General features: G+C 55.0%; 20 protein-coding genes and 1 pseudogene. 11 read left to right on the top strand and 10 right to left on the bottom strand.

The features are described from left to right. The first annotated feature begins 251 nt into the window (after window positions 1-251). The 4 genes from AXG89_RS29505 (at window position 252) to AXG89_RS29490 (ending at window position 3196) form a co-directional block, all read left to right on the top strand. A complete protein-coding gene (locus tag AXG89_RS29505; protein WP_062174068.1) occupies window positions 252-539 on the top strand; it encodes a DUF4148 domain-containing protein in 288 nt (95 codons plus the stop codon). Between the two features lie 130 nt (window positions 540-669). Beyond that, window positions 670-1347: a heavy metal response regulator transcription factor gene (locus AXG89_RS29500; protein ID WP_062174070.1), complete on the top strand. Its 678-nt coding sequence runs from the start codon at window positions 670-672 to the stop codon at window positions 1345-1347. After that, on the top strand, window positions 1347-2777 hold the full coding sequence (locus tag AXG89_RS29495) for a heavy metal sensor histidine kinase (protein WP_062173252.1): 1431 nt from the start codon (window positions 1347-1349) through the stop codon (window positions 2775-2777). Before AXG89_RS29500 ends, AXG89_RS29495 begins: the two co-directional genes overlap by 1 nt. Window positions 2778-2929: 152 nt before the next feature. Then, on the top strand, window positions 2930-3196 hold the full coding sequence (locus AXG89_RS29490) for a DUF4148 domain-containing protein (protein WP_069638434.1): 267 nt from the start codon (window positions 2930-2932) through the stop codon (window positions 3194-3196). A gap of 566 nt (window positions 3197-3762) precedes the next feature. On the opposite strand, the gene AXG89_RS29485 is transcribed toward AXG89_RS29490, so the two are convergent. After that, entirely contained in the window at window positions 3763-5448 is a 1686-nt protein-coding gene (locus AXG89_RS29485; RefSeq protein WP_062173256.1) for a hypothetical protein, read from the bottom strand. 81 nt (window positions 5449-5529) lie between these two features. After that, a complete protein-coding gene (locus AXG89_RS29480) occupies window positions 5530-7167 on the bottom strand; it encodes an alkaline phosphatase family protein (RefSeq protein WP_062173259.1) in 1638 nt (545 codons plus the stop codon). Between the two features lie 1068 nt (window positions 7168-8235). Here AXG89_RS29480 and AXG89_RS29475 point away from each other — a divergent pair. Continuing rightward, a pseudogene (locus AXG89_RS29475) lies at window positions 8236-8532 on the top strand (carboxymuconolactone decarboxylase family protein). A 261-nt stretch (window positions 8533-8793) separates the two neighbouring features. Here the strand turns inward: AXG89_RS29475 and AXG89_RS29465 are convergent. Next, window positions 8794-9189 carry a hypothetical protein gene (locus tag AXG89_RS29465; RefSeq protein ID WP_062173261.1) on the bottom strand — a complete coding sequence of 132 codons (396 nt, stop codon included), beginning with the start codon at window positions 9187-9189 and terminating at the stop codon, window positions 8794-8796. Between the two features lie 185 nt (window positions 9190-9374). On the opposite strand from AXG89_RS29465, the gene AXG89_RS29460 reads away from it, so the two are divergent. The 4 genes from AXG89_RS29460 (at window position 9375) to AXG89_RS29445 (ending at window position 15800) form a co-directional block, all read left to right on the top strand. Next, the gene (locus AXG89_RS29460) at window positions 9375-10271 is read left to right on the top strand and encodes a LysR family transcriptional regulator (protein WP_062173263.1); all 897 of its coding nucleotides are present in this window, start codon (window positions 9375-9377) and stop codon (window positions 10269-10271) included. 1038 nt (window positions 10272-11309) lie between these two features. Next, the gene (locus tag AXG89_RS29455) at window positions 11310-12998 is read left to right on the top strand and encodes a hypothetical protein (RefSeq protein ID WP_062173266.1); all 1689 of its coding nucleotides are present in this window, start codon (window positions 11310-11312) and stop codon (window positions 12996-12998) included. 1095 nt (window positions 12999-14093) lie between these two features. Further along, a complete protein-coding gene (locus tag AXG89_RS29450; protein ID WP_062173268.1) occupies window positions 14094-14696 on the top strand; it encodes a TetR/AcrR family transcriptional regulator in 603 nt (200 codons plus the stop codon). An 81-nt stretch (window positions 14697-14777) separates the two neighbouring features. Further along, window positions 14778-15800, top strand: a complete 1023-nt coding sequence (locus AXG89_RS29445; protein ID WP_335671984.1) for a quinone oxidoreductase family protein — start codon at window positions 14778-14780, stop codon at window positions 15798-15800. Window positions 15801-16466: 666 nt separating this feature from the next. Here the strand turns inward: AXG89_RS29445 and AXG89_RS29440 are convergent. The 4 genes from AXG89_RS29440 to AXG89_RS29430 all read right to left on the bottom strand — a co-directional run bounded on the left by AXG89_RS29440 (window position 16467) and on the right by AXG89_RS29430 (window position 20315). Then, window positions 16467-17189 carry a chorismate mutase gene (locus tag AXG89_RS29440; RefSeq protein WP_062173271.1) on the bottom strand — a complete coding sequence of 241 codons (723 nt, stop codon included), beginning with the start codon at window positions 17187-17189 and terminating at the stop codon, window positions 16467-16469. A 529-nt stretch (window positions 17190-17718) separates the two neighbouring features. Continuing rightward, window positions 17719-18357: an NAD(P)H-dependent oxidoreductase gene (locus AXG89_RS29435; RefSeq protein ID WP_062173273.1), complete on the bottom strand. Its 639-nt coding sequence runs from the start codon at window positions 18355-18357 to the stop codon at window positions 17719-17721. 412 nt (window positions 18358-18769) lie between these two features. Continuing rightward, on the bottom strand, window positions 18770-18898 hold the full coding sequence (locus AXG89_RS44210; RefSeq protein WP_257792713.1) for a hypothetical protein: 129 nt from the start codon (window positions 18896-18898) through the stop codon (window positions 18770-18772). Window positions 18899-18944: 46 nt separating this feature from the next. Continuing rightward, window positions 18945-20315, bottom strand: coding sequence for an amidohydrolase family protein (locus AXG89_RS29430; protein WP_062173275.1), 1371 nt, complete (start codon window positions 20313-20315; stop codon window positions 18945-18947). Window positions 20316-20413: 98 nt separating this feature from the next. On the opposite strand from AXG89_RS29430, the gene AXG89_RS29425 reads away from it, so the two are divergent. Beyond that, complete coding sequence (locus AXG89_RS29425) at window positions 20414-20812, top strand: winged helix-turn-helix transcriptional regulator (RefSeq protein WP_062173277.1); 399 nt, start codon at window positions 20414-20416, stop codon at window positions 20810-20812. 156 nt (window positions 20813-20968) lie between these two features. On the opposite strand, the gene AXG89_RS29420 is transcribed toward AXG89_RS29425, so the two are convergent. From AXG89_RS29420 to AXG89_RS29410, 3 genes are all read right to left on the bottom strand, one after another. Continuing rightward, a complete protein-coding gene (locus AXG89_RS29420; RefSeq protein ID WP_062173279.1) occupies window positions 20969-21802 on the bottom strand; it encodes an oxidoreductase in 834 nt (277 codons plus the stop codon). A 323-nt stretch (window positions 21803-22125) separates the two neighbouring features. Continuing rightward, window positions 22126-22914, bottom strand: a complete 789-nt coding sequence (locus AXG89_RS29415; protein WP_205583093.1) for an SDR family NAD(P)-dependent oxidoreductase — start codon at window positions 22912-22914, stop codon at window positions 22126-22128. A 109-nt stretch (window positions 22915-23023) separates the two neighbouring features. Beyond that, on the bottom strand, window positions 23024-24475 hold the full coding sequence (locus AXG89_RS29410) for a catalase (RefSeq protein ID WP_062173283.1): 1452 nt from the start codon (window positions 24473-24475) through the stop codon (window positions 23024-23026). Between the two features lie 607 nt (window positions 24476-25082). On the opposite strand from AXG89_RS29410, the gene AXG89_RS29405 reads away from it, so the two are divergent. Next, window positions 25083-25883 (top strand): class I SAM-dependent methyltransferase, encoded by an 801-nt coding sequence (locus AXG89_RS29405; protein WP_236873542.1) that lies wholly within the window; start codon window positions 25083-25085, stop codon window positions 25881-25883. Window positions 25884-26136: the final 253 nt, after the last annotated feature.

Below are 26136 nucleotides of genomic sequence, written 5' to 3'. Positions count from 1 at the left end.
ACGGTGAGCCGTAAGAACACGGTCGGGCTTCTTGATGAGCGAGTCTCGCCGACCCGCACTTACCGGATACCGTCGAGTTAATTACAAATACGTCATGTTGAAAACGCCTCCGAATTGCCGTTTGCAAGCGGCTCCCACAGTTATCAATCTTGTAATGGAATGGTCGGCTTGCTGTCACCCTCGTCCTCGCACAATGCATTCAGGCTGTCTCACAACGAGAAGTCATGATCAACGTTCAAGAGGTGTCAACTATGAAACGCGCAATCCAGGCATTCCTGATGGCTGCTGTCCTTACCGCTCCGGCCCTGACATTTGCACAGAGCAACAACGACCCGATAACCCAAGCCCAGGTCAAGGCCGAACTCGTGCAGATCGAAAATGCCGGATATCACCCTGCACAGAAAGGCCTGCATTATCCGGACGATATCCAGGCTGCCGAGGCCAGGCTGAACGATCAAGCGAACACGGGGTACGGAGGTGCGGTCAACGGTACGACTGGAAGCGGCAGCACTGTCAATGCGCAGCCCGACTCAAACTGATGCGTGTCTATGCCCGCCGAATCCGACGTCCCGGCCGCCACGAATCGCAGATAACAGTTTTGTAATCGCGATGCGAAGTGACTGGCGTAATATCGATGCAAGTCAATCAACGCGGCGCCGAGGCAAAAACATGAGGATCCTGGTCGTTGAAGATGAGCAGAAGGCACTCGCTTATATCAAGAAGGGCCTCGAGGAAGCGGGTTATTCCATAGACACAGCAGCGGACGGCGCCGAAGGCCTGATCCTTGCGAGAGAAGAAAATTACGACGTCATCGTCCTTGACGTGATGTTGCCGACTATGGACGGATGGGCTGTCCTCAAGAACCTGCGGACCTTGAAGGCTACGCCAGTACTTTTCCTGACCGCACGCGACGACGTCAGCGATCGCGTTCGCGGACTCGAGCTGGGCGGTGACGATTACCTCGTCAAGCCATTCGCGTTTGTGGAGTTGCTCGCGCGTGTGCGCACGCTGGCGCGGCGCGGACCACCGCGGGAAAGCGACCTGATCACCGTCGCCGATCTGGAGATCGATGTCACGCGTCGCAAGGTGCGTCGGGCGGGCAAGCGCATCGAGCTGACGCCCCGTGAATTTGCATTGCTGCAATTGCTCGCACGCAAGAAAGGCGAGGTGATGAGCCGCACTCAGATCGCTTCTTACGTATGGGACATGAATTTTGACAGCGACACAAACGTCGTGGAAGTGGCGATCCGCCGCCTGCGCGCGAAGATCGACGAAGAGTTCGAAGTAAAATTGATCAGCACCGTGCGCGGTGTCGGCTACGTGATCGACACGCGAGAAGACGACTAATGCTGAGGCGCGCTCGGTCCCGCTCGCTGACAGCGACGCTCGCGCTGGTATTTGCCGGCACCACGCTTGCCGTTTTCGCACTGGTCGGCAGCTACGTCTACCTGGCGCTTGCGCACGAAGTGCGGACTCAGGACGATCTGGATATCGTGCTCGCAACCCGTCATACCCGCCGGCTGGTGGAAGAGCTCGCCGATACCCGCGATCTACGTATGCACGACGAGCGGATCGAGAGCCAGGTTCTCGGCAACGAGGCTTTGTCGGTGGAAGTGCTTGACGCAGAGGGACAAGTGCTGCTGCAGCATAATCGTCTCGAAACGGCGGACCGGCTGTCATGGCCTCCCGACGTCATTGCGGCGTCGCGGCAGATCACAGCCGCGGCGATCGTCGAGCGTTCGGCTACCGACAAGACACCTTTCCGGCGCATCGCTGCGATGGGGCGGCTGGCCGATGGATCGGACGTTACGATCATCGTGACGCGCAACATGCATGACCGATGGCTATTGCTGGACCAGTACCGGGACCGGCTGCGTTATGCAGGGACTGCTGGCGTCCTGATCGCGTTCCTGATGAGCTATCTGCTGGTACGGCGTGCGCTGAGTCCGCTCCGAGCGATTGCCCGTAGTGCCGAGAACTTTACTGTCGACAATCTTGCTTCGCGCATCAAGGTAGGTAACGTGCCGCAGGAGCTCCAGACACTGGTCGTTTCACTGAATACCATGTTCGCGGGATTCGAGCAGGGCTTTAACCGGTTGTCCGGGTTCACCGCGGACCTCGCGCACGATATGCGAACGCCGCTGGCAAATCTGCGCGGCGCGACGGAAGTCGCGCTGGCGAGGCCGCGCTCGTGCGAAGATTATCAGGCGGTACTTGCGTCCAATCTGGAGGAGAGCGACCGGCTTTCACGCATGATCGAGAACGTGCTGTTTCTTGCGCGTGCAGAACATCCAAATTTCGCGAAGCACACGCTGGAATTTAGTATCGGTGATGAACTGCTGCGAATCGCGGAATATTTCGAAGGCATTGCCGATGAAGCCGGCGTACATTTGCAGGTAAGCGGCGGCGGGCGGCTCTGCGCAGATGTAGAATTGTTCCGACGCGCGGTCAGCAATTTGCTCGCGAACGCAGTCCGCTATACGCCACGAGCGGGCAAGATCACGCTCGATGCCAAGGCCCTGGATGGCATGATGCGCGTCTCGGTGACCAATCAAGGCGTTCCGCTCGATCCGGCTTTAATCGAGCGCGTGTTCGATCGGTTTTATCGTGCGGACCCGTCCCGTGCCGGCAGTCACTCAACAGGCGGATCAACCGGATTGGGACTCGCGATCGTTCGGACCATTATGGAGCTGCACGGCGGTCGTGCACACGCTGAAAGCGAGTGCGACGCGACTCGCTTCGTCCTTACCTTTCCTCTCACAAAAGGCCGGACCTAGCCACCTCGCGCACAAGGTCGACGCGTCCTGTGCGGCGGCCGCCAAAGATAACGATTTCGTGATGACGCCGTCAGCGTCGCGCCAGTGTCTGGGGTCGACAATGAAGACCAATCGCTTTGTTTTCGTTGCCATCGACATTGAGGACACCCGTCATGAAACTGCTCGTCTGCGCCGTTGTAGCCTTTGTCGCGCTTATTTCCGTGACATCGTTTGTGCAATCGTCCAATGCTCCATTGACCCGCAGGCAAGTCCTAGAGCAAGTGATTCAACTTGAGCAGGTGGGATACCGGGCGAGTACCCACGATTCGGACTATCCACGCGATATTCAGGCGGCCGAAGCGAAAGTGTGGGCGCTCAACGCTTCGTCCCATAGCGCATATCGCACGGCCGCTGCGCACGCGTCTGCAGGCGTACAGTGAGTCCGGCTACCATGGGCACGTTCAAACGCGCACAGCAATCAATTGACGAACCGATTGACCGATTGAGCCGTCATCGCGCATTCGCCGCAGCATATGTGGCCGCTGCTCTGAGCGATGTGAACGAACCGGAGCGTCGGGCCGGCGGGCTTCTTGCTCCCAGGACAGTAGCCGAAGCATATGGAGAGCTTGGTGCCGTTGCGAAAGCAGGGCAGGTCAGCCTACGCGTCCGTTGATCGAGCGATGGAATGGAACGGTGAACACAATGACGTGAAGTCAGCGAGGCCACTCAAGGTCCTTGCTTTGCGGATTTGAAGTGGGAGAGATTAAAAGCCCCTTCACGCAAAGTCTAACCGAGATCCGAAAGAGATCCGATGTTAGCATCTTCGGCCGTAAATACTCTTGCCGTTGTGCCGTTTCCGCTCTTGAAAGTAGTTCACGTCAAATCAGCAAAGGTTGCGAAGTATGCACGCTTCGGCACTCGGCCAGTCCATGCGCGGCTGTTACTCATAGGCAGTTCTACCGGGCAGGCGAGTAGGTAAGAAACCTACTCGCCGGCCCTGAAAAGCCTAGCGGTGTTCGTTGTCGCCCAGCTCCGTGCCCGGTGTCAACGCCACTCCACGCAGCACCTCACCAAAGCCAGCCGAGCGCAACGTCACGAATCGCAAATGCTCCGCTGCGCTTTTGTCCTTCAGTACGTCTTGCACCGCAACCAGACGATTCGGATCAGCACCGGTGTCGCCATTACCACTGACGGTGGAGGTCGTCGCCCATACCGTGACGATGCCGTCGCGGCCAACATGACCGACGATGTTGCGTAGTCCGTCGGTCGCAGGCGTCCAGGGTAATCCCGTTGCGGCATTACTACCCATCGGATAGCCGTGTACTGAATACGGTTTTCCCAGCCCAAGGCCGTCGACCAAGGTATAGGCTAAAGTCCATATGCGGCTCGCTGGATTGAATACCCATTTTTGCAACCCTGCACTCTTTTGAGCCGCGGCGTGCGTGAATAGGTCACCGCCACCGGTGTAGCCATCTCCCTCATCGGCGACATAAAGCGTATTGGAATCGGCGAACCACAAACCGAACGGGAACATGGCGGCCGGTGTCACCTTGTTTGAGGTGGAGGGGAAGCCGGCAAGGATGCACATGTTCGAGGGCAGCCCGTCACTTTGGAGCGTAGCCGGGGCATAGGCAAGTGGATCGACCGGGAGCTTCGCATGAGGGGCGGGAATGCCTGTGCCGTTCGGACATGCGTTACCGGTCGTGTCCACGAAATACACCGTGTTGACGCCATTGCTGCCGCTGCCCTTCGTCATGTAGACGACGTTGTTGAATACCGTGAGGCCACGGAAGTTATCGTCTTTGCCTATCTTGTCAGCCGAGACGCCTAGTTTCGTTACCGAGAAGCTGGCAAGTGGCGTGGGCGTCGAGGGAGTCTGTTGAGCTTCGGGTAGGGTGGATTGAGCTATAAACTGCGCACCTGCGCCCAAGACCACGCCTGAGGGTTGCGGGTTACTGCCGTTGCCTGCGTTGCCGGTCGTGAAGAAGAATCGCTTGTCGCCCTCTTCAATCAGGACAGCCGAGCGGCCGTTGTTGCCGCTGTAGGCATTTGTTTCGGTGAAAGTGAAACGTCCGTCGCGATCGACGGTTGCGACCGCGCGATAAAACGCCTGGCCGTCAGGATTGGTCGGATCGACTGCTCCGGGTGTATTGGAGTTCGAGACATCGATCTGGTTGATCGGTGCAACATAACCCATGAACGTGAGCGTCCGGCCGTCTGGCGTGAGGTGCAGGCCGACCTCTGACTTCGAACTGAAACTCGTTGCTAGATGATCGCCTTTTGCCGCCGGATCGGTTGTGTAGGGCACCTCCAGGCTACTGATCGGGAAACCGGTGGGCGTCAACTGGTCGAGAAATATCCTCGATGAAATACCGAAATTTGAGTCGTAGAGGACGTTGTTCCAGACATACGGATAGGTGCCGTCGCTGGTGGCTCCGCTCGGTGCGCTGCATCCTGCGCGTGTCTGCTGACAACCGGGCGGGAGCACCGTGCCTGGCGTTACAATCGCAGACTGGTTGGGATAGACGCTGCGGCTCACGACGAGATTGCCGGGGAAAAATTTGCTGGCGTGCTCGTCATCAGAATCACGGTTATTGGCGAAAGCGCTGGATGCAGCGCCGCTGACGATCGAGAGGGCAAAGGTAAACTGGACCGACCTGCGAAGGACCGGCCAGCCGTTTTTAAGTGACATGTTTGTACCTCGTTGACAAACTTTGAAAGAAACAGCGGCCCTCGTACGGCCGAACTACTCACGGTACGAGGTATTGATGGTTTAGCGGTCGATGTCAAAACCCGGCAGAACGCGGGTGCCTTCGCGGGCGACGGATTGCAGGAGGTCCGGGTCGAGCCCGAGGGACTGAAGGATCGTCGGTGCGACCTGAGTGGTGGTGACGGGCGCGGCGACGGTACTTGCGTGACGCAGTCCCGCATAAGACACGACGAGACCAAGGTGACCGTCGTCGGGTGCATTGCCGCCGTGCTCTTCGTCCTTGGTTTTGCTCGACGTATAGATCACGCCCGGATTGGGTTGCACGATGATATCCGGCGTGCGGCCGCGTGCTGGATCGCCGAACGCATTTTCCATCCGCTCGCCAGAAAGAATATAGGCTTGCGGTCCATCAGCGCAGATGCCGGGCGCATTGCAATCGAGGTTCGCGCGCAGCGTCTTGACGGCGGCGTCCGTCTGGCTGCGATCACGCAACCAGATCAGGCTAACGTCATCGCTTTGCACTAATCCGGTCCCGGAAAGACCGCTGCCGTCGTTGAGATTGCCTGTCTTAGTGGCATTCTGGCCGAAGTTGCCGTTGGCATCGAGGTAACCGTTGGCTTCGAGCAGCGCGGTAACCGTGTCACCATTCTTGATGAGCTTCGTGTGATCGGTCGGCGACTGACCGTGCTTGGCCGTCACGATGATCATCGTTGATGAAAACAGGTTTCGCTGCTTGAGTTCGCTGACAACGCGCCCGAGCGAATCGTCAACGTAGGCAATCGCGGCGGCGACTTGCGGACCCGGCGTGAAGCTCGCGTCGAGGTAACCGCCGCCGCTTGAAACAGTCGCTTTTTGGGCGACGCTCAGCGTCTGGAAATTGGTGCCGAAGAGCGTTGGTACTTTTTCGCGAGTTTTGCCGGTTGAATCCTTGCCGTTGATCTGGTTGATCAGTGCATTCACGTGCAAGTCGTCGAACTTTGACGTATGCGAGTAGACATCTGTGTAGTTTGTTTTTGTTGCTGGGTCGATAGAGTTGATTTCAGTCCGCGCAAGATCGTCTACGCCCAGCCCTGACGGGCCGTTGAGCCAATCGTAGCCCCACGCGTGTTTGTCGGCCCATGCCGTCCGCGCATTTTGTTTATGTTCTTTGATGACTTCGAATACGGTGTTTGTCTTGATGTAGTCATGCGGGTAGACGGGCGTACACACGCCCTTCACCATAGCGTGCGGGATTGCTTGCGGATTAAACGCTCCGCCTCCGTCGAGGTGAATCAAAGCGCCGCCGTTCTCGGCATCGATACCTGTCGTTTCGTCAAATATCACGTTCCACCCTTGCTTGCCAGAGCACGTCGGGTCGCCCGGCGCATAGAGCGTGCGATCGTAGGAGACGTCATAGAAGAGTCCGGCCGTCTTGGGCGATCCACCGGTTGTGAGTGCGGCAAGCCCCGGGAACGAATCCGACAAGCCGGGCGTATGTGCGTTCGTATAGGTCACGCCTGACTTGGCAAGCAAAGCCAGGTTAGGACAAGTGTTCGCCCCAATGCAGCGTGCGACGTCCTGTTCATGCATCCCATCGACGCTGATCAACAACACGCGTTTGGGCGCGTTGTCGTCGCGAGCACTGGCGTTCAGGCTCGCCATTGCCATGAGTACTGCAACGAATACGGTTCGGGTATTCCATTTCTGTGCGGCTTGACGCATTGCTTGTCTCCATGAGATGCGATATTGGGCCTGCTTGAGTCCTCAAAAAGTCCTTACCGTAACTTTCGAGGGTGGCGCAACGGTATCAGCCGCTCATGAAGGATTAGTTACACGTTCGTTTGTATTCCTGATGTTTACGATTGAGTATTGGGTTTGTCAAAATTGGACATGGAAATGTAATTTGATGAAAGCCGGCGCTAATAAATACCTCTCGCTTGCAGCGAAGGCGGTTCGCGCGCCTTGACTTTTTTGTCTCGTTTTACCGGGTCAAGATAAGAAAGATAAAGCTCCGGCAAGCGGTTTTAGCAAGCGCCCTCCAATATTGCATAGTGTTATATCGGCAATAATCGCAGGAGCTTTCCTTATAACTAAGCTTCAGCGAAGTCTCAAGTCAGTAGGAATCCGTCACGTCAAAAAAACCGGGGCTGCGCATTCCCGTATTCTCATACCATCGCATGACGGGTGATGGCGAGCGGTCGATTCTTTTGACTTGAGAGCGCCCCGGATCCTGATAGCCGAGCAATGCGCGGTTCCATGGCCGGGCTCAGGGCCCTAGGGTTCGGGCTGATCGCCGCCAGCAGCTACTTTGCTTAACCATTGATGTCCATCATGGCACCGACGTTGAGTTGCCATCTTGGGCAGGTAATTCGGTGGTTTCGCTCAGTCCACCCCGGGTATTGCGTTGGGCTTGTGTTTATCGTGCAGCTTGGTGATCTTATTGAGACCCGTCGGCCCGTATTGCTCACGCTAACCGGTATGCGTCGCGCAGTTGTTGGTGCTGCAAGTGCCTCACATGCCGCTATGCTCACTGCGGTCAGCAGGTTTTGCTAACGTTGGACTATGCGCGTCGAATCACAAGCTGGAACCACTGTACCAAATTGCGTTGGGTCGAGCGCTTGCTCGCGCGTGTTCCCGATCAAGATGATTGAGACGGTTAAGTTTTTTTTCGAGACGACCGCGCATGGTGCGATGTCATTGCGGTGTAGATAATTGTCTCACTAGCAGGCGCATCGCCAGCCAATTTAAAGGGGTAAAGTCATGTTGGATTGGTAGCAGTATCGGGAGCAGTTGTTTGGCCGCATCAACGAAATCGCGACACTTGTACCAGACTCGGTGAAAGGGTATCAGACGTTGTCGAATGCGGGAACGAAGACCAACCATCTGGATGCGAACACGCGCGAATAAATTGCGATCGCAGTTGCGGTTATGCTCCGATGCGACGGTTGTACTGCGGTGCACAGTGCCGAGGCAGCGAAGCTGGGCGCGACGCGAGAAGAGGTCGCCGAAGAGCTTGGTTTCGCTATCGCAATTAACGCTGGCGCCACGATGGTCTATTCGGCCCGAGTGATGGACGCCATTGCGTAGTAGTCGCGTTGTTGTCTGTTGGTGCTAGACGGGAGCAGAGGACTCTTGCCCCATTCTCTTGCCGTATGTGTTGTTGGAAGCCGGCAAAAAGACTGGGAGACACGTGCGCGAAAGGGTATCGGTTCCCCTGACTATGAGACAGGGAGCCGTCGTGCGATGCACGATCGTTCTTAAGTTAGATAACGACGATGGGAGTGTGGTGAAGCGAGTTGAGGTCGTGCCGTTTCCCAAGCCGACCGAAGACCAGACACCCGCACGCTCTCATACCGATTGCATCGAAGCAAGACGTCGAGCTTGTAGCCAATAGAAAGCGAAGCCGAAACCCAGTACGGCGTGTTGCATCACAGGTCCCCAACCATGCTGATCAACGACCCCACCCAGCACGCTCCGCAAATCCAGGACAAACGTGACGCACTGCACCGCGAGGTTTGCGGCCAGAACCGCGCCAAGAGAACGCGAGTAATCAGCCTTGGATGAGAAGCCGTTCAACAGCCCGAATCCAAGCAGGAAAGCGCCGATGTCGCGCGCTAGAAGCGTTGCTGTTGGACTTAGGGCGGGTCCAAAGGTGCTCATGAAGTACTGCGGAAAAAACAAAAGACCCAAACCGAAAAGCAGGCCAATTGCGGCGTTGATAAGAAGAAAGGTGGATCGCGTCATGAAATTCTCCATTGCGTCGGGGATTGGAAAGAGATGTCGTGCCTAGGCCGCCGAACGAACCGGGAAACGCCGTGGTGTGCCGATGTAGGAAGTGTAGAGTTGCGCGATTGTGATTACTATCTGCATAATTGAAGATGAAGCAGTGCACAATTCGCATTAATTCGATCGCGCCAACGGATGGGTATATGAAACGAAATGGTCTCTTCGAACTTAACGCCGTGATGGCCGTGGCAAGCCACCTGAGCTTTCGCAAGGCGGCCGACGATCTAGGCATTTCCGCTTCAGCGCTCAGTCATACGGTATCGGACATGGAGGCCCGCATGGCGGTGCGTCTATTTCACCGTACCACCAGGAGCGTTGCTTTGACGCAGGCGGGGGAGACATTTCTGGCGCAGATCAGGCCGGCATTACGCCAAATCGCTGACGCGATGGAATCCACCAACGCCCACCGGGACACTCCTTCCGGGTTGCTCCGCATCAACTGCTTCGAAGGAGCCGCCTCACTGATCCTGGCACCTTTGGTTTTAGAGTTCTTGCGACGCTTCCCAAGAATGGAGGTTGAAATCGTCGTTGAAGCCAACTTATCTGACATTGTCGGCAGCGGCTTCGATGCAGGCATCCGATTCGCCGACAATGTCCCCAAAGATATGGTCGCGGTCGCCTTGACGTCATCGCTTAGCATGGCGATTGTGGGGAGCCCGGAATATTTCGCGAAATGCGATAAGCCGATCGTTCCCGACGACTTGATGGCGCACAGATGCGTTCGCGTGCGTATGTCCAGCGGCAAATTGTTCCAATGGGAATTCGCCCGTAACAGTCAGGCGGTGAAGATCACGCCACCGGGCTACTTGACACTTAATCGTGAGGCTTTGATCCACAAGGCGGCGCTCGAAGGGGCGGGACTTGCTTGTTTGGGAATGTGGAGTATCCGCGAAGATCTCCGCCTAGGACGACTGATACGCGTCCTCGAAGACTGGTCGCCCGACTTCCCAGGGTTGAGCCTTTACTTCTCTGGGCATCGCAACCTGCCCGCGGGACTTCGTGCTTTTGTAGACCTGATGCGCGAGATAACGATAGCCTAGGGTGCAACGATTTAAGCATCTTTTGGCCCTTTAGCACATGGCCGTTTCGCCTCCGTTAGGCGCTTAAGCGATTGCCACAAAATAAAACAGCACACGAACGTCGGTGCCGCATCGTGGCCTGCGCTGTGCGCAAGGGGCGCGTCAGGCATGTCCCACAGCGCCGAAGTTTACGGCGTTGAGAGTCGGAAACCGGATCTGGCCAAATACGAGGGAGTTGTTCCAATAGCGGCGATTCCGGGAATTAGCACGTTCCACTATCCAGGCTGGGTAGCGCGGTAAACACATTCCCGAGTACATGTCATCAGACGTTAGAACGCGCCTCCGGCGATGCGAATGCGCCATGATGTACGTTCGGCAGGTAGCGGCGGAAGAGTCCCCCGTCGAGCGTGATGACATGCACCAATCTCGGTAATAGGAATTCGGTATGTTTTCGAGCATCACTTTCTAATGTGTTGGTGACAAAAAAGACGCTGCTTTATCCAATCTTTTGGACCACATGCCAGGATGCCAAGCTCCAATGACCAACCCCCGAAAACGCTCGCAATCGATGCCGCCGGAATATCCGCACTGACCGCTCGACGCCAAATAGGATGCAACGACGAATGCCACGGTAATAACGATTGCAGACTTTTGCACTCTCGCTCCATCGCCGACAGTAACGTCCCCAGCATATCTTTCGAGTGATCGATTTTTTTTCGTATGATTAATTAGTTTGTTATGTTAATTTTCGCCAGCATCCTTGTGGGCTGATGATTGTGGCATTGAACGAAGCAAACGAAAAGCCTCGACTACAGGCGAGGATATCTGGTGAACACCGCCGGCATGCATGCCAAACCGGTCAACAACGAAATGACCACGGCGTTGTTCATCTCCTAACCATACAACCTACTGTAGGCATAAATTGGTAAGAAAAAGCAGAACCGAGGCAGCGATTTTCACGGCGCGAGAGCGCTGAACTTTTCTCTTATCAACTTGGACGAACATTACGGTAACTTAGTTGTCGGATCAAAAAATTTACTAACCAAGGAAATAGATAGTATGGCATTCGTGATTCGCAAGGACACCGGCAAGAAATTGGGCAGACGACTAACCGGGATATTCCAAAGCATAGCCGCTGTGTTCGCAGTGACTATCGCTGTTTTGCCGTTTTCCGCGCAAGCGCAAAGTGGGACGGGCGACATCGTCGGAAAAGTTACGGTAGGTTATCAGGGATGGTTTTCGGCTGGAGAGGGAACACCCCCGGATGGTCTGGCGTGGGAGCATTGGTCGACCAACAACAAGCTGCCTGCGCCTGCATCAGCAAATATTGCAATTAAAGCATGGCCAGACATGCGTCCCTACCAAACGCTTTACGGAAGCACTCCAATGCAATATCAGAGTGGCTTCGGTACGCTTGGTAACGGCCTGCCGGCGACTTTATTCAGTTCCTATAATCGTGACGTGGTGGACATCCATATGAAATGGCTGGGGGAGTATGGTAAGCCCACCGTTGCGATCCAGCGCTTTAATCCGACCGGAGCTACTGCAGCCACGATCAATGCTGGAAATGTGCTTGCTACTGCCCCTAAGTACGGGGTTAAATTTTACATTGATTACGATATAACGGGATGGACTAACTACGCTACCGAAATCCCAAACGACTGGACCAATGTGATAAATGGCCAGTTGCAGATGACGGCTTCTCCATTCTATGCCAAACAAAATGGAAAGCCAGTCGTGCAGCTTTGGATCGCAACTTCTACCAGCAGCACAACTCCTAAGCAGATGCTTAGCCTTATTACTTGGCTGAAAAATCAGGGGCTTTATGTGATTTTGGGTACATCGCGCGGTTGGCGCACTGATGATCCTGCTTGGCTTCCCGTCTACAACGCAGCAAATATGATTCAGCCGTGGATGATTGGATCGATTGGCAATATTAGTGATTCGGATGCAGTGAAACCTCTTTGGCAGGATGATTTGGCTTATGCAAACGCCCACGGATTCGATTTCCAAGCGGCAGTGCTTCCAGGCGATAACGCTGGGTCACCTCCACAGCGTGTGCATGGAGATTTCATGTGGGAGCAATTCGCGAACGCAGTTTCCACTGGAGTAAAAAGCGTGTACGTCAGTATGTACGATGAGTATAACGAGGGAAATCAAATAATGCCAACCGCTGAGGACGCTTCGATGAGCACGGGCGGGTTACCTACGCTTGATATCGACGGGACTCATTGTTCGGCAGACTATTACATGCGCCTCACTGATGATGGTCAAAAAATGCTGCAAGGGCAACTCGCACTAACATACACGCGGCCCACACAGCCTGTCGTTCAAGTCCAAAAGTTGATCCCTGGCACTACCGTGTCGTTCCAAGCAATGGCAAATGGGAACGATGTCACTGCGGATAACGCTGGCGCAAGCCCCTTGATCGCGAACCGTACCACAGTCGGTCCGTGGGAACTATACATGGTGGTCGATGCTGGCAATACCAACATCGCCCTTAAATCGTTGTCTAACAATCTTTACGTTACCACTGGCAGCAATGGATCAAGTCCTTTAAGTGCTAGCACTGCATCAATTGGATTACGAGAGACCTTCACGGAGGTGCCTGAAGCGGATGGAAATATTGCTTTGCGCGAAACAGCGAGTGGTGCGTATGTCACGGCGGAAAGCGCTGGCACGGCCCCGCTCGTTGCTAATCGTACCTCCGTGGGCCCTTGGGAGACATTTATTGTGACCGCACATTAGCAGTAAGGTCGTGAACTCTGATCTTGCTGCTGGTTGAACACTACTCCCTTCGATCTTTCGGCTCCAGCGGTAATTACACGGCCATCGGTCAGTTGCAGAATTGTTTTTTACGGTGCCGACCTTGACACTCGAGCGACAAAAGTCTGTCCGATGCCGAGGCGACACCGTGCCACACCGTTCGCAACGCCTTTGGCAGGTCCGTTCACGCCCGGCAGGGAGGTGCGTGATGTGAACCTGAAAAGGCTTGGCGCGCTTTGATCGCATGTCAACGTCTAAACCGTAGGCGTTCTCATGTCCAAGGGAGCTGACTGTCTATCCGTACGGGGCGACCTCATTTGCATATAGGGAGGTGGAGATCGAAACATACATCGTATAGCGCCGGCCATGATTCAACAACTTAAGGCATCCCAACGACTTCCAATTAGTGCATCGAGCGATTAAACGCTACGTGCGACCAATGCTAGAATTTAAGATCCCACGAAATTTGTCGATTGCGTGCCCTGTACCGAACCGTTGCACGGATTAATTGCTACGAACCTTCATGAATCGGAAACCTGGGCAAGTGCGCGATCCAGGGCGATGAAATGTAACGCTGACAATCGCCGCTCAACCACGTAGGAGCCGTCATCCTGCTAGGCTCGCTGCCCCTTGCCGTTCCTCTCTTGAAGGAGGCCGTATCACGCGCTTGACGGAGAATGCACTGCAGAAGCAGAGCAGATGTTGGATCACTGGCGGGCCCCGGAGCCCGACTATCCAGAACGTCAGACGCTGATTAGCTGCCTTGCGGAATAGTAAATCTGAGCGGCAATTGTTTTGACGTTTGCCCGGATCGACTAAGCCTGTAAACGTTGCGAAGAGTCCCCTGGTAAATTGACCCTTAGCAGACCGGCGAAGGATGTGTGGGGGACGGCCGCCTTGCCGCAATGATCATCGCCAGCGATTGGTCGCTGCTGATTTTTCAACTTGAGCTCGGTTTTATACGTTAGTTTCAATCATGCACGTACCCTTAATTCTCTAGATCGACCACGCAAGCGGGCTTTAGAAAATTGATCGTCGTATCTTGACCAATTAATCCAAAATACGTATGATCACCAGATGCCACGCAAAAAAGAATTCGACCGTGAAGCAGTTCTTCGTCTTGCGATTGCCGTGTTTTGCGCTAAAGGCTATTCAGGAGCCTCGACCGACGACCTTCTGCGGCATATGAAGATTGGGCGACAAAGTATGTATGACACATTTGGCGATAAGCGTGCTTTGTTTTTGGAAGCATTGCAGCGTTATAACGCCGATAGTATCGCCGAGTTTTGTCATCACTTGCGAGGCGGTGGTGCGTCGTCGCCTTTAGCGGGCCTCAGGTCCGCGTTGTACCACTACGCTGACAAATCACCTGCTCATCATAGTCGTGGATGCATGGGTGTCAATGCTATATGTGAGCTCGGAACCCAGGATAAAGAGGTTTCACATATCAACGGTGCAAGTGCCATGGTGCTTGGCGCAGCACTTGTCAATATATTTGCCGAAGCCAAGACCAATGGAGAGTTGAGCACAGACATTGATGAACAGGGCGCGGCAGCATTCATCGGGGCGACACTGGTTGGGATGAAGGTCAACGGGCGTGCGGGTGCTTCCACGTCGCAACTTCGACAATTAGTCGATTTCGCTATGGCGGGATTTGAGAAAAGCGTCCGAGTACCTTAGTTTTCCGTTCATCGCGATAAATTTACGAAGTAAGCGTCTCACGTATTCTTTTCGTCACTCACCCTCCGAAGCTCGGATTGGGTGTTTTTTTCTCCTATTCTGGATCATTCTGTCCAGAATAACTGTAAAGGATTAACGTTGAAAGCGATAGTAATGGAGCGATATGGTGCCGCCGAAGTACTGCAATTCTCCGAACGGAAAAGCTCGGCCCCTGGTAGTGGTGAAGTGCGAATAGATGTAGTGGCCGCCGGCGTCAATTACATGGACATCGGAACTCGTGAGGGTCTTTTTAAATTGGTCCCACTACCCTTTACTCCTGGCGTGGAAGGAGTGGGGCGGGTGGCTGAAGTCGGAGCCGATGTTGTCGACTTTAAAGTAGGAGACCGTGTAGCGTGGTTTTTTGTTTGGGGAAGCTATGCCGAACAATTGATCGCACCCGCGCATTCACTAGTCCATGTCCCCGAGGGCGTCTCGGATGAGACCGCTGCGGGACTTCTCATGCAAGGGCTGACCGCGCACCATTTTGTGACTGAGACCTACGCGATTCAGCCTGGCGACACCGCATTAGTACACTCTGCAGCTGGCGGCGTTGGAATGATGCTTTCTCAGATGATTAAATTGCGGGGCGGGCAAGTCATCGGTCGGGTCTCCAGCGCAGACAAAGTAAAAGCCGCTGAGGACGCGGGCGCCGATCAAGTCATCGTGGCCGACTATGGTGATTTCTCAAAGGAGGTGCTTGATTTAACCAGAGGAGAGGGCGTCGCAGTAGTGTACGACGGAGTCGGCGCGGATACCTTCTACGCTTCGCTCGCCTCCCTGCGCCATCACGGAGTGCTGGCTTACTACGGGCACACGATCAAGGCCCTTCCTCCCATTGACCTGCGCACGCTTCCCCGGAGCGTATTGGTTTCCTACCCAACTGTCGGCGATCACGTGCGTACGCGGTCCGCGCTCGTTGCTCACACAACGCAATTGTTTGACTGGATCAAGGCGGGAAACCTTAAGGTGAACGTAGGGCAGACCTACCCCTTGCACGACGCGCCGCGCGCTCACGAAGATATTCAGTCGCGGCGCACGACGGGGAAGTTGTTGTTGCGTCCATAACGAACGTCAATTTTTGCTTTGCGATGCAGCTGAAGTCACAGAGTTGGTTTGCTACGGCAAAGCCCATAGCGATGCCGTAGTGGCATCGTCTGTGGCAACGGTTAGATTTGTGTCGGCGTTACTGTCACGTCATGCAAACCAGCCACACGCATGGTTCGACGGACGGACGGACATGCGATAGTCTCCTTGACCGGAACGCCATCAACCCAGACTCCACGCAACTAGTTGACCCGTGTCGTCGGACTATCAACAAGTATCGCGGTTAGCTCCGTTTTTCTGTACCGTCAGTGCGAACACACACTAGCCTATGTTAAGTGCGGTTTCAGGATATGCACTGATTAGTCCCTCAAGCGCTACCGTGTTACGGGGAGTAAGCACAAAACGGTCGCCGTGGTAGAGAACTGCGCTAGCTAAAGCGTAACCCAAACCACTTGAACGACCGATAATCCACCGGACGCATCAATGATCGACCTTCGACGTCGTTTGGGACCGGAGCCCCGCTCGCAAGGTGGCCGGATTCGATTTACCAAAGAAGGGTGCGACTCCAGTCGACCGTAATGTTACGCAGGGCCAGCCAGATGAACTTGCTGGCCGCGCAGCTGGAAATTAGGAACCGCGCCGATGGCCACGAAACTCGTTTGCTCGGCGACTAATTCTAACCAGCCCTCATGAGACGCAAACTCGGGCAAGTGCCCGATCTAGTGCAATAGAATATAACGCTGACAATCGTCGCTCAGAGCCGTAGCCGCTAGTCGCAGCGTACAACTGCGCGGCGCATTCCGGTTTGGAGCGCAAAGCTTCGGTCGAAGCTAATTGCTGGATGAAGGCGGTCTGAAGCTTGTCAAGCTTGGGTCTGATCTGGTCCTTCAAACTAGCGCGAGGTGAAGTAGGTGCTTTACCGTCGCGATGCCACTGTGCCATCAGGCCGTATTGCACGAGCTTGTTGGCCTCGATTTGATCCGAGAAAAAGTCCCGAGCAAAGCCTTCGGGCACACCTACGGCTGAACTCTCTAAAGCAGCAGTCGAGATTACTTGCTTCTCTCTCTCCAGATCTTCTACCGACTTTCGAGTGTCCCATTTCGTCAGCGCGACGTCACGGGCGACGTCCAAGCGAGTAACAGTCAGCTCAATGAGCGGGTAAAATTCTTTGTTTGGCGCCGGGTTCGCGTTAGCAAGACCGCTTGCGCTCAGCAATGTAGCTGCAACTACTAGATTATCCAATTTCGCGATTTGTCCAAGTCTGTTTTTCATCTTTAGTAATCCGTGTTTATTGCGATACTTCCCAACGAAGATGCAGCGAATCCCGCCGCTCTGCTCTCGCGACTGGTACTCGGGTAGCGACGCCGTCAATTTTTCCAGGACGTTGCGCGTTGATTGCGTCGAACTCAATGGTGAGTTCGATGTCGTGGTTGTGTGAGAAGAAGTTACCGGGGCGTGTTGCGTATTGACTTCGACCAGTTTGGGAATTGCTCCCGAAGGTCGTGTGCACTGAGCTCGCCTTATCACGTAGTACTACCGTTCCACGGAAGTTGCGCTTCAAAACGTTGAGCATTGAGGGGCTAACGGAAGTGCCGTCACGTCTTTTGAACATCTGAACCCTCGGTGTTTCGGGATTGCTCGCGGAAATAGTGGGAAAAAAGAATCCTTCATGTCGCCGATCAAGAGTATGAGGGTCGGCGCAGAGGTAGGTTTTGACTCCGCGTGGCCTGTTAGCGTCAAAGGTCATTCGCCTTATGGCCGGTAATCATCCTCGATCGGAACACCATCAACGCAGACTTCACCAAACTAGTAGACTCGCCGGTGTCGTCAGGCTATCAGCGAGCATCGCGATTAGCTCCCTTTTCTTCACTGGCAATCCGAGACCACACGAGCCTAGCTTAATATCTTCGAACCTGCGCAGTCGGGGGTAACGTCCGGTTCATTTTATTTCAGTGACGAAGCTATCGCGACTACGCCGGACTTTTTTCAGGTTCACGAGCCAATCACCTTCGGCCGCCCGATAACCTAACGGTAGCATGACGACGCTACGCAACTTCTTTGATTTCAAATTGAGGATCTCATCGACTGCTGCTGGGTCGAATCCTTCCATCGGGGTAGCGTCAACCTCTTCGAAAGCCGCAGTAATCAAGGCAACTCCTAAGGCGATGTAAGCCTGTCGTGCGGCGGCCTGATGGTTAGCCTCCGCTCCTCGATTGGCGACGATGCCAAGCAACATCTGGCGGTAATTTTCCCAACCCTCGTTTTTCAAACCTCGGACTTCGTTCGTCAGGTCGAACATCATATCGACTCGATCAGGCGTGATGTCGTCCCATGCAGCGAATATCAGAAGGTGGGAACAGTCGGTCACTTGAGCTTGGTCCCAGGCCACGGTTCGAATCTTTGCGCGGATATCGGCGTTGCTGACTACAATCAATTCAAACGGTTGGAGCCCGCTTGAGGTAGGTGCCAGCCGCACAGCTTCAATGATACGTTCGAGTTTTTCGACAGGCACGCTTTTCTTTGCATCGAACTTTTTGGTCGCATAGCGCCACGTTAGTCTTTCATCTACGGTCGTCATTACTTTTCCCTGAGGGAGATTTGCAAGCAGACAGCGTCAGCGACGCTCCCGCGGTGATACCCTTCATGCGCCCGCAGGTTAAATTGCGGGCTGCAAAAAGGGCGATTGGTTTCCTGCCCGAATGTCGGCGGTCACATGCGTACACGGGTCGGACACAATGCCCACACAACGCGGTTGTTTGAGTGGATCAAGGAGAGAACCTAAGGTCGACGTCGGACGGATCTACCCGCTACCCGCCGCATCGCGCGCTCAGTTGGTTACTCACTCGGGGCGCGCGGCAGGAGCATCACGTTGCGTCCATAGACATCAATTATGTGGTCCTTGTAGTGCGCCAAATTACTCGAGGGGGAGTTCTAACGCAAGGCCCACAGCGACACGCAATCGTGATTGTCTCTGGCTATGGCCAGCATGTTTAAGCTTTATCGCCGGGATACGCAACATCGAGCACGACCATGTTGTGCAACGGGTCAGGGTCACGGCCACCCACCGTGGCCGTGTTGGTGACAAACCCGCCGCGCAAAGATGTCGAAATTATATGCATTTAAGTAGTCCTACCCGGCGCTTCCCTACTGCCGCCTCGCTGAACATTATTTTCCTGTCCACGCCTGCGGCTTCTCTCCGGCTAATTGAGGAAATTTCTCTTCGAGCACGTCCGGGTTGTAGCCGGCGGCTTCAAACAGGTGAGAGAGTGACGCCTCAGCGGCACGGCGCACTTTGCCTTGATCAACGTCCACGAGTTTGCCCTCGAACTTCCGAAAATGTCCGGCGACCATGACGGCGTCAACATGTGAGCGATCGGCTGCATGCACGACAGTACCGAACGCGTTGTTGGAGGGGAACAGACTAATATTGTCAGTGCGAATAAGGATAAGGTCAGCTTGCTTACCTGGTGTCAGGCTTCCTATGCGATGGTCCAATCCAGCACAACGTGCGCCATCGATAGTCGCCGCCTCGAGAATGGATCTGACGGTAACGGGTGACGGCGCGGCGGCGTCGTTTTGATAGCGGCGGCTCTGCGCAATTGCACGCTGCAACGAAAAAGCCACGCGCATTTCGGAAAACATGTCGCCGCCGTAGGCCGTTTCCAGATCGGTACCGATTCCCGGGCGAAGACCATGGTCAATGGCGGCCTGATAAGCGAAAACCCCGCCTGCCAATGCATATTGCGCGTCTGAGCGCGGGTCGACGGTGATACTTACCCCTGCATCAGCAAAGACCTGCCATGCTGAATCGGGAAGGCTGGTGCAATGGTTGAATATGTTGCTTGGGTTAAGCAAACCCACCATTTGATCAAGCATTGGTGCCATCGGATCGAGGAATTCCGAAAGGGTGCGCAGACCCACGCGGCTGGCCAAGGCCCATATTGTCGGATCGGGCTGGCAAAAGATGCCGAGCGTGAGCAATTGATCATCCGACGCGAAGCGTTCGGCTTTGAGACGCTCGAGGTCGTGTGGCCAGTGTTCAGCCCAGCTCCCCGCGAGCGGGCGACCAGGCATATGGAGTGCGCGCAAGCCTGCTTCCTGAAGCGCGTCGATGCAGGCGTCCGTGTGTTCAGGGCTACGCGCATTATGAGAGGCGTCAACGACGGTGGTCGTTCCACTATCCAAACAGCTCAACGCTGTCAGAAGGTTACCTATGTACATGTCCTCGGGGCGATAGAACTTGCCCAGCGTAAAGTGGGTCGCGTCGATATAGTCGCCCAGGGTATCCACGTTAGGCATCAAGCGGCGAAGGGTGCCCTGCCAAGCGTGGCGATGGGCATCCACGAATCCCGGCAGCACAATCGCATCGCTAGCCTCGATCACCTGTGCTTCGCCGACCTGCAGATCAACGCCGACCGCGGCGATTTTGTCGCCCTCTACCAAAACATCGCCGCGAGTAAAATCGCCGAGTTTCCGGTCCATTGTGAGCACGGTGGCTCCTTTAAACAGAATGCGTTGCTGTGTCTTCGTAGTCATGAGAATTCCTTAGGATGAACGTTGAATGGTATCAGCTGGTAACCTAGTGTAAAATACGCACCTTGACGACACTAAGTCACCTTGAGGAAACCGCACGTATGTCCAAATTGTTCGATATAACGCTTCGCGAGGATCGGGTTTTACTCGATCTTCTTGGTGATAAGTGGACAATTCTGGTGTTCGGCTCACTTTGCGATCACCAAGGGCGCCGGCGTTTCAATGCGATACGTCGCGATATCTCGGGCATTTCACAAAAAAGTCTGATCCAGTGTTTGCGGCGCCTGGAGCGAAATGGACTCGTTAAACGGCACGTAATCGATACCGCTCCCCTTGGCGTTGAATACTCGTTCACCGAACTCGGGCGTACGCTGAACGAGCCAGTCAGCAGTTTGCTTGCGTGGACTGCAGCGTACGGGGGCGCGGTGCGAGCCGCCCAAAATGCGCATGACGAGCGGATCTCGACGTTCGAGCAGCGGGACAGCCGACAGTCTGCCTAGCTCGAGGCATTCATTGTCAACACCGACCTGGCGTGCGAACCCGCGGATCAACGCCTAGAACATTTTGGGGTACACGCTGGTAGATCTGGGCATACCCGCACTCTTCCCCTGAGGGAAGTCGGGCTGATCTGACAAAACGGGACCTCTCGCCGGATCCTATCCGTTGAAGTCGGTGCTACGGCTTACCGCTTCATACTCGGCATATTCCGATTGCTGTGCGTCAAGACTAGCGACAATGGCAGGATAGGCGTCGCTACCAAGAATCAAACGGTGCGGTTTGTTGTCGGCCGCAACCATGTCAATGATGACTTTCGCTGCTTTTTCCGGATCGCCCGGATAGACGCTCTCGCCGGCGCTCGAAACAAATTGGCGGAAGGCTCCCGCAGTATCAGCATATGCCTCGATCTGCTCGCTCATCCGGTTGCGCTGTACAATCCCGGTTCTGAAGCCGCCAGGTTCAACAAGCATGACGCGAATGCCAAGTGGTTCTACCTCTTGCCACAGCGCTTCCGTAAGCCCTTCTAAGGCAAACTTGCTTGCAGCGTAATAGCCCATGCCGGCATAGCTGACCACACCCGCCATTGACGAGATGTTGATGATGGTACCTTGACGATGACGGCGCATACCCGGCAACACAGCTCGAATCAGGTTCGCAGCCCCGAAAAAGTTGGTATCGAATTGCCATCTGATATCGTCTTCGCTTCCTTCTTCAACAGCCGCCAGATAGCCAACTCCCGCGTTGTTCACCAAGACATCAATCGCACCAAACCGGGCCTCAGCTTCTCGAACTACGCGCTCTATATCATTGCCTTTTGTAACATCTAGGGACGCGACAAGTGCGGTTTCAGGATATGCGCTGAGTAGTCCCTCAAGCGCTACCGTGTTACGAGCAGTAAGCACAACTCGGTTGCCATGGCGGAGCGCTGCGCTGGCTAAAGCGTAACCCAAACCACTTGAACAACCAGTAATCAACCAGACTGGACGGGACATGAAAACTCCTAACTATTGTGAGTATTGATGCGACGCACGCTCCCTTGTTAAGAGTTGCGAAAAGCGCATCCAATCGACCCTCGATGTCGTTTGAGACGGGAGTCCCTCGTGCAAGATGGTCGAATTGGATTTACCGGAGAGGGTGTGCCGCGACGCCGCACCCATGACTCGTCGACATCTTCTTTTGGCATCGTCTTGGGGAGTGCATTTGTCTATGCACCCGTGCTCCCAAACGTGCCGATTAAACAAGAACGCTATAAGACAACACGCCCATCGCGCATTAAGATGTCAGCGTTCGTACGTTTGACGGGTTGCAAGGCGCTTCATTTTTGATAACGCTCGGCTGCGTGTTCCTGACCGAAGTTAGGCAACATCGCCTGTCGCGCCGCATCAAAGTCAAGCCACTGCTGAGCGTCGGGCAAGGGCGGAATTGTGATCAACTCGCGACGGTCGAACCCGACCAGGGCAGCGTCGACGAGGTCGGCAACTTCCATGAGCCCCTGAACCGCAGCAATATTGTGTCCGGCGCGTTCCCAGATTTCAGTCCGTGTGGCTGCGGGCATCACCGCTTGCACATACACGCCACGCGAACCCAACTCGGCATGCAACGACTGGGAATAGGTCAGCACGAAAGCCTTCGTCGCCGAATACACGCCAAGCGGATACTCGGGTGCGAGCGCGAGCACTGAAGAGATATTTACAATAGTGCCGGCTCCGTTTGCCACGAATCGCTTTACCACCGCCGAGCTCAAGCGCATCACAGCCGTAATGTGAAGTTGGATCAGAAACTCTTGCTGATCGACAGTGGTCGCTTGAAATCCGCCCGGTGCTGTAGCACCCGCGTTGTTGATAAGAATATCGATCGAATCGTCGTCTTGAAGGCGGCGTTCCACGTGAGCGAGGTCTTCGCGCTCAGTCAGATCGGCCTTTAGCACGTCGACCGATACGCCATGCTCGCTGCGTAGGCGCGCGGCTGCCTGTTCGAGGCGGTCCAGATCGCGTGCGACTAACACGAGATTGTGTCCTCGTTTGGCAAAGCGCTCGGCGTAGGTTGCACCAATGCCGCTTGAGGCACCGGTGATCAGGACGGTGGATGGTGTTGTAAGTGTCATCGAATTTCTCAAAAAAGATTGATAGGGAGACATTCGCAATCGCCTCGATTGCGAATGTCTCAGTTGCGGCAAGCCGGGATACAGCGTATTCGCAGATGCAGCGAGCTTCTCAGGGCAACCTGCTTTCCAGCGCTTCGATCGCGCTGGCTACGCCCTCGCCGTATCGCGCGTCGGCTCTTTTACAGTGCTTGATATGGAGTTCCTTGACAGGTACCGACACGCCTTTCATCGCGCGCGCGGTGTTGTCAAACAGCGCCTGTTGTTGTTCCGCGCTCATGCTGCGGAACAAATTGCCGGGCTGGGAGTAATAGTCGTCATCAACGCGGTGATTCCAGTGGTCAGCCGCTCCCTCAAGTGACAAGGGGGGTTCACGGAAATCGGGTTGTTCCTGCCATTCGCCTCGAGTGTTCGGCTCGTACGGCGTAGCGCCCCCCATATTCGCATCGACTCGCATCAAGCCGTCGCGATGGTAACTATGAACGTATCGGGCCCCGCGCGGCGCGTTCACTGGGATTTGATGGTAATTGACGCTTAAGCGATAGCGTTGAGCGTCCCCGTATGCGAAAAGACGCCCCTGCAGCATTTTGTCGGGCGAGAAGCTGATGCCTGGAACCACATTGGCCGGCGCAAAGGCGGCTTGTTCCACGTCAGCGAAATGGTTCTCGGGATTGCGGTTTAACTCCATGAAGCCAACTTCGATCAACGGATAGTCGCTTTTTGGCCAGACCTTCGTCAAATCGAACGGATTAATATTATAGGTAGCCGCTTCGTCTTCCGGCATGATCTGGACCGACAACGTCCACCTCGGGAAGTCCTTGCGTTCGATCGATTCGTACAGGTCACGATGGTGCGTTTCACGATCACTACCGGCAGCGCTCTCGGCTTGCGCATCCGTCAAGTTCCAAATGCCTTGCTGCGTGCGGAAGTGAAATTTCACCCAAAAGCGTCGGTTCGCTGCATTGATGAAACTGTAAGTGTGGCTGCCAAACCCGTGCATGTGTCGGAACGTTTTGGGAAGTCCGCGGTCACTCATGACTATCGTAACTTGATGGAGCGCTTCAGGAAGTTGTGTCCAGAAATCCCAGTTATTTTGGGCGCTTCGCAGACCGGTTCGGGGGTCGCGCTTGATTGCGTGGTTCAGATCGGGGAACTTCAGCGGATCGCGCAGGAAAAAAACAGGCGTGTTGTTTCCGACAAGATCCCAGTTGCCTTGTTCTGTGTAGAACTTCATGGAAAACCCACGAATGTCGCGTTCGGCGTCGGCCGCGCCCCGTTCACCTGCAACGGTTGAGAAGCGCGTGAACATCTCGGTCGTCTTTCCGATTTCAGAAAAAATGTTTGCTTTGGTGTACTGAGTGATGTCATGCGTCACGGTAAAGGTTCCAAACGCACCGGATCCTTTTGCATGCATACGACGTTCGGGAATGACCTCGCGATCGAAATGCGCGAGCTTTTCCAGAAACCATACGTCTTCCAATAACGCCGGACCGCGCGGCCCCGCGGTGCGTATGTTTTGATTGTCCGCAACTGGTGCGCCAAATGCGGTAGTTAATTTGTTCACAATAGATCCTGTAGGGGCGTGGCGTCGACCAGGAGTCGACGCAAACTGTCAATTTAAGAAAATGCAGCTGCTTCCAACGGCGCGGGCCACGCGACGTACGACTAGATGATCGAAATCCAGTATCGGATCAAGATCGAAGTATCGCAACGCTCAACGGACGGCGAATGCTGCCAACCATACGTGGACTCCTGCCATCGCCCCACACGAACCGTCGCCTGAGGCTTAAAGTTGCGCTTAGCCAGACCTGAAACAATTTGTTCAACGTCCGTATTGACGACGACTACCAACGCTTAAAAATGAATCGGTCGAAAGCACGTCAAGACATCTAAGATAAGTAGAACCGGAAGCGTTAGAAGGACTTTAAGAGGATTTCACACGGATAACCAATCCGATCGCGCCAATCTAGCATCGCTACATGGCCGAGCTTTTTGGTACCCGTTGGTCTGCCGAAACGCAAGGACGCTCCGGCGCTGGGAGATCCCGATCGCTTTGCTACACTTTTTCACCAGCTTGGCGCCAGGCTCGGAAAAAGAGGAACGAGCACGCAAACGCCAACCTTCCGGATTCTTCGTAAGGTACGCACGCAACTTTTCATCAGGAGGTTTGAATGACGATGTCAAAAGGGGAGCAGCCCATTCGTTTTGACGACGGAGCCGCATACGAGCGGGGCATGGGAATCTGGAGTCAGTTGGTCGCCAATGAGTTTCTAGACTGGCTTGCCCTGCCGCATGGGAAGAGGTGGATAGATGTTGGATGCGGTAACGGTGCCTTCACCGAATCGTTGATCAGTCGCTGTATGCCACACGAAACTCAGGCAATTGACCAGTCTGAAGACCAACTAGATTTCGCCCGCAAACGGAAGGCTGTTGGTAGTGCAGTCTTCCAGCAGGCCGACGCGATGGCGCTGCCATTTGATGATGACCGCTTCGATGCCGCTGTAATGGCTCTTGTGATTTTCTTCGTCCCGAACCCCGCTGGAGGGGTTGCTGAAATGACTCGTGTGGTCAGGCCTGGCGGCCTAGTTGCTGCTTACGCATGGGACATTGCCGGTGGCGGGCTCCCGTTTGAGCCCATTCGCTCTGAACTCGCCCGTATGAGCGTGAAGTTACCGATGCCCCCTCAAGCCGAGGTCTCGGGGCTAAAGGCGCTGCAAAGGGTTTGGGCCGCCTCTGGCCTCGAGTCCGTAGAGACCCGGGTGATCTCGGTGCAACGGATCTTCGGCAACTTCGATGAGTTTTGGAGCACTAGCATGCTGATTGGGGGTCTTGCTGAGACAGTGGCCGCGATGGCTTCCAGCAGGGCCGAATTACTAAGATGGCGCGTTCGCACTCTCATGCGAACCAACGAGGTCGGCCAGATCGTTTGTGACGCGAAAGCCAATGCGGTTCGTGGTCTCGTGCCAATGTAGCTCGCATGCTCGGGCCGGACGGGCCGTCGCCCGCCTTGGCACGTGTGTCTATGTCATGCCATGCCATCCTCGCTTGAGAAGTCGGTACCGGTATCTTGGGACTTGGCATGCCTGTGAACAAAACCTGTTGGGGCGAGCAGGTAACTGTTCGACTCGCGCGGCCGAGCGGTGCATCGGACATAGCCGATGCACCGTCGCTTACTGATTAAACGTTAGATCGGCTTTGAGACGATGACATTGTAAATGGAGACGA

Origin of the sequence: Burkholderia sp. PAMC 26561, assembly GCF_001557535.2 — a bacterium.
In the GTDB taxonomy this organism is placed as follows: Bacteria; Pseudomonadota; Gammaproteobacteria; order Burkholderiales; family Burkholderiaceae; genus Caballeronia.
This window is presented reverse-complemented; position numbering and strand designations above follow the sequence as displayed.

Excerpts from the sequence above, each read along its gene's own strand:
- AXG89_RS29460 (WP_062173263.1), top strand. The coding sequence starts at position 9,375 with ATGAAACGAAATGGTCTCTTCGAACTTAACGCCGTGATGGCCGTGGCA.
- AXG89_RS29455 (WP_062173266.1), top strand. The coding sequence starts at position 11,310 with ATGGCATTCGTGATTCGCAAGGACACCGGCAAGAAATTGGGCAGACGA.
- AXG89_RS29500 (WP_062174070.1), top strand. The coding sequence starts at position 670 with ATGAGGATCCTGGTCGTTGAAGATGAGCAGAAGGCACTCGCTTATATC.
- AXG89_RS29465 (WP_062173261.1), bottom strand. The coding sequence starts at position 9,189 with ATGACGCGATCCACCTTTCTTCTTATCAACGCCGCAATTGGCCTGCTT.
- AXG89_RS29490 (WP_069638434.1), top strand. The coding sequence starts at position 2,930 with ATGAAACTGCTCGTCTGCGCCGTTGTAGCCTTTGTCGCGCTTATTTCC.
- AXG89_RS29415 (WP_205583093.1), bottom strand. The coding sequence starts at position 22,914 with ATGACACTTACAACACCATCCACCGTCCTGATCACCGGTGCCTCAAGC.
- AXG89_RS29435 (WP_062173273.1), bottom strand. The coding sequence starts at position 18,357 with ATGACGACCGTAGATGAAAGACTAACGTGGCGCTATGCGACCAAAAAG.
- AXG89_RS29450 (WP_062173268.1), top strand. The coding sequence starts at position 14,094 with ATGCCACGCAAAAAAGAATTCGACCGTGAAGCAGTTCTTCGTCTTGCG.
- AXG89_RS29430 (WP_062173275.1), bottom strand. The coding sequence starts at position 20,315 with ATGACTACGAAGACACAGCAACGCATTCTGTTTAAAGGAGCCACCGTG.
- AXG89_RS29425 (WP_062173277.1), top strand. The coding sequence starts at position 20,414 with ATGTCCAAATTGTTCGATATAACGCTTCGCGAGGATCGGGTTTTACTC.
- AXG89_RS29485 (WP_062173256.1), bottom strand. The coding sequence starts at position 5,448 with ATGTCACTTAAAAACGGCTGGCCGGTCCTTCGCAGGTCGGTCCAGTTT.
- AXG89_RS29480 (WP_062173259.1), bottom strand. The coding sequence starts at position 7,167 with ATGCGTCAAGCCGCACAGAAATGGAATACCCGAACCGTATTCGTTGCA.
- AXG89_RS29405 (WP_236873542.1), top strand. The coding sequence starts at position 25,083 with ATGACGATGTCAAAAGGGGAGCAGCCCATTCGTTTTGACGACGGAGCC.
- AXG89_RS44210 (WP_257792713.1), bottom strand. The coding sequence starts at position 18,898 with ATGCATATAATTTCGACATCTTTGCGCGGCGGGTTTGTCACCAACACG.
- AXG89_RS29505 (WP_062174068.1), top strand. The coding sequence starts at position 252 with ATGAAACGCGCAATCCAGGCATTCCTGATGGCTGCTGTCCTTACCGCT.
- AXG89_RS29495 (WP_062173252.1), top strand. The coding sequence starts at position 1,347 with ATGCTGAGGCGCGCTCGGTCCCGCTCGCTGACAGCGACGCTCGCGCTG.
- AXG89_RS29420 (WP_062173279.1), bottom strand. The coding sequence starts at position 21,802 with ATGTCCCGTCCAGTCTGGTTGATTACTGGTTGTTCAAGTGGTTTGGGT.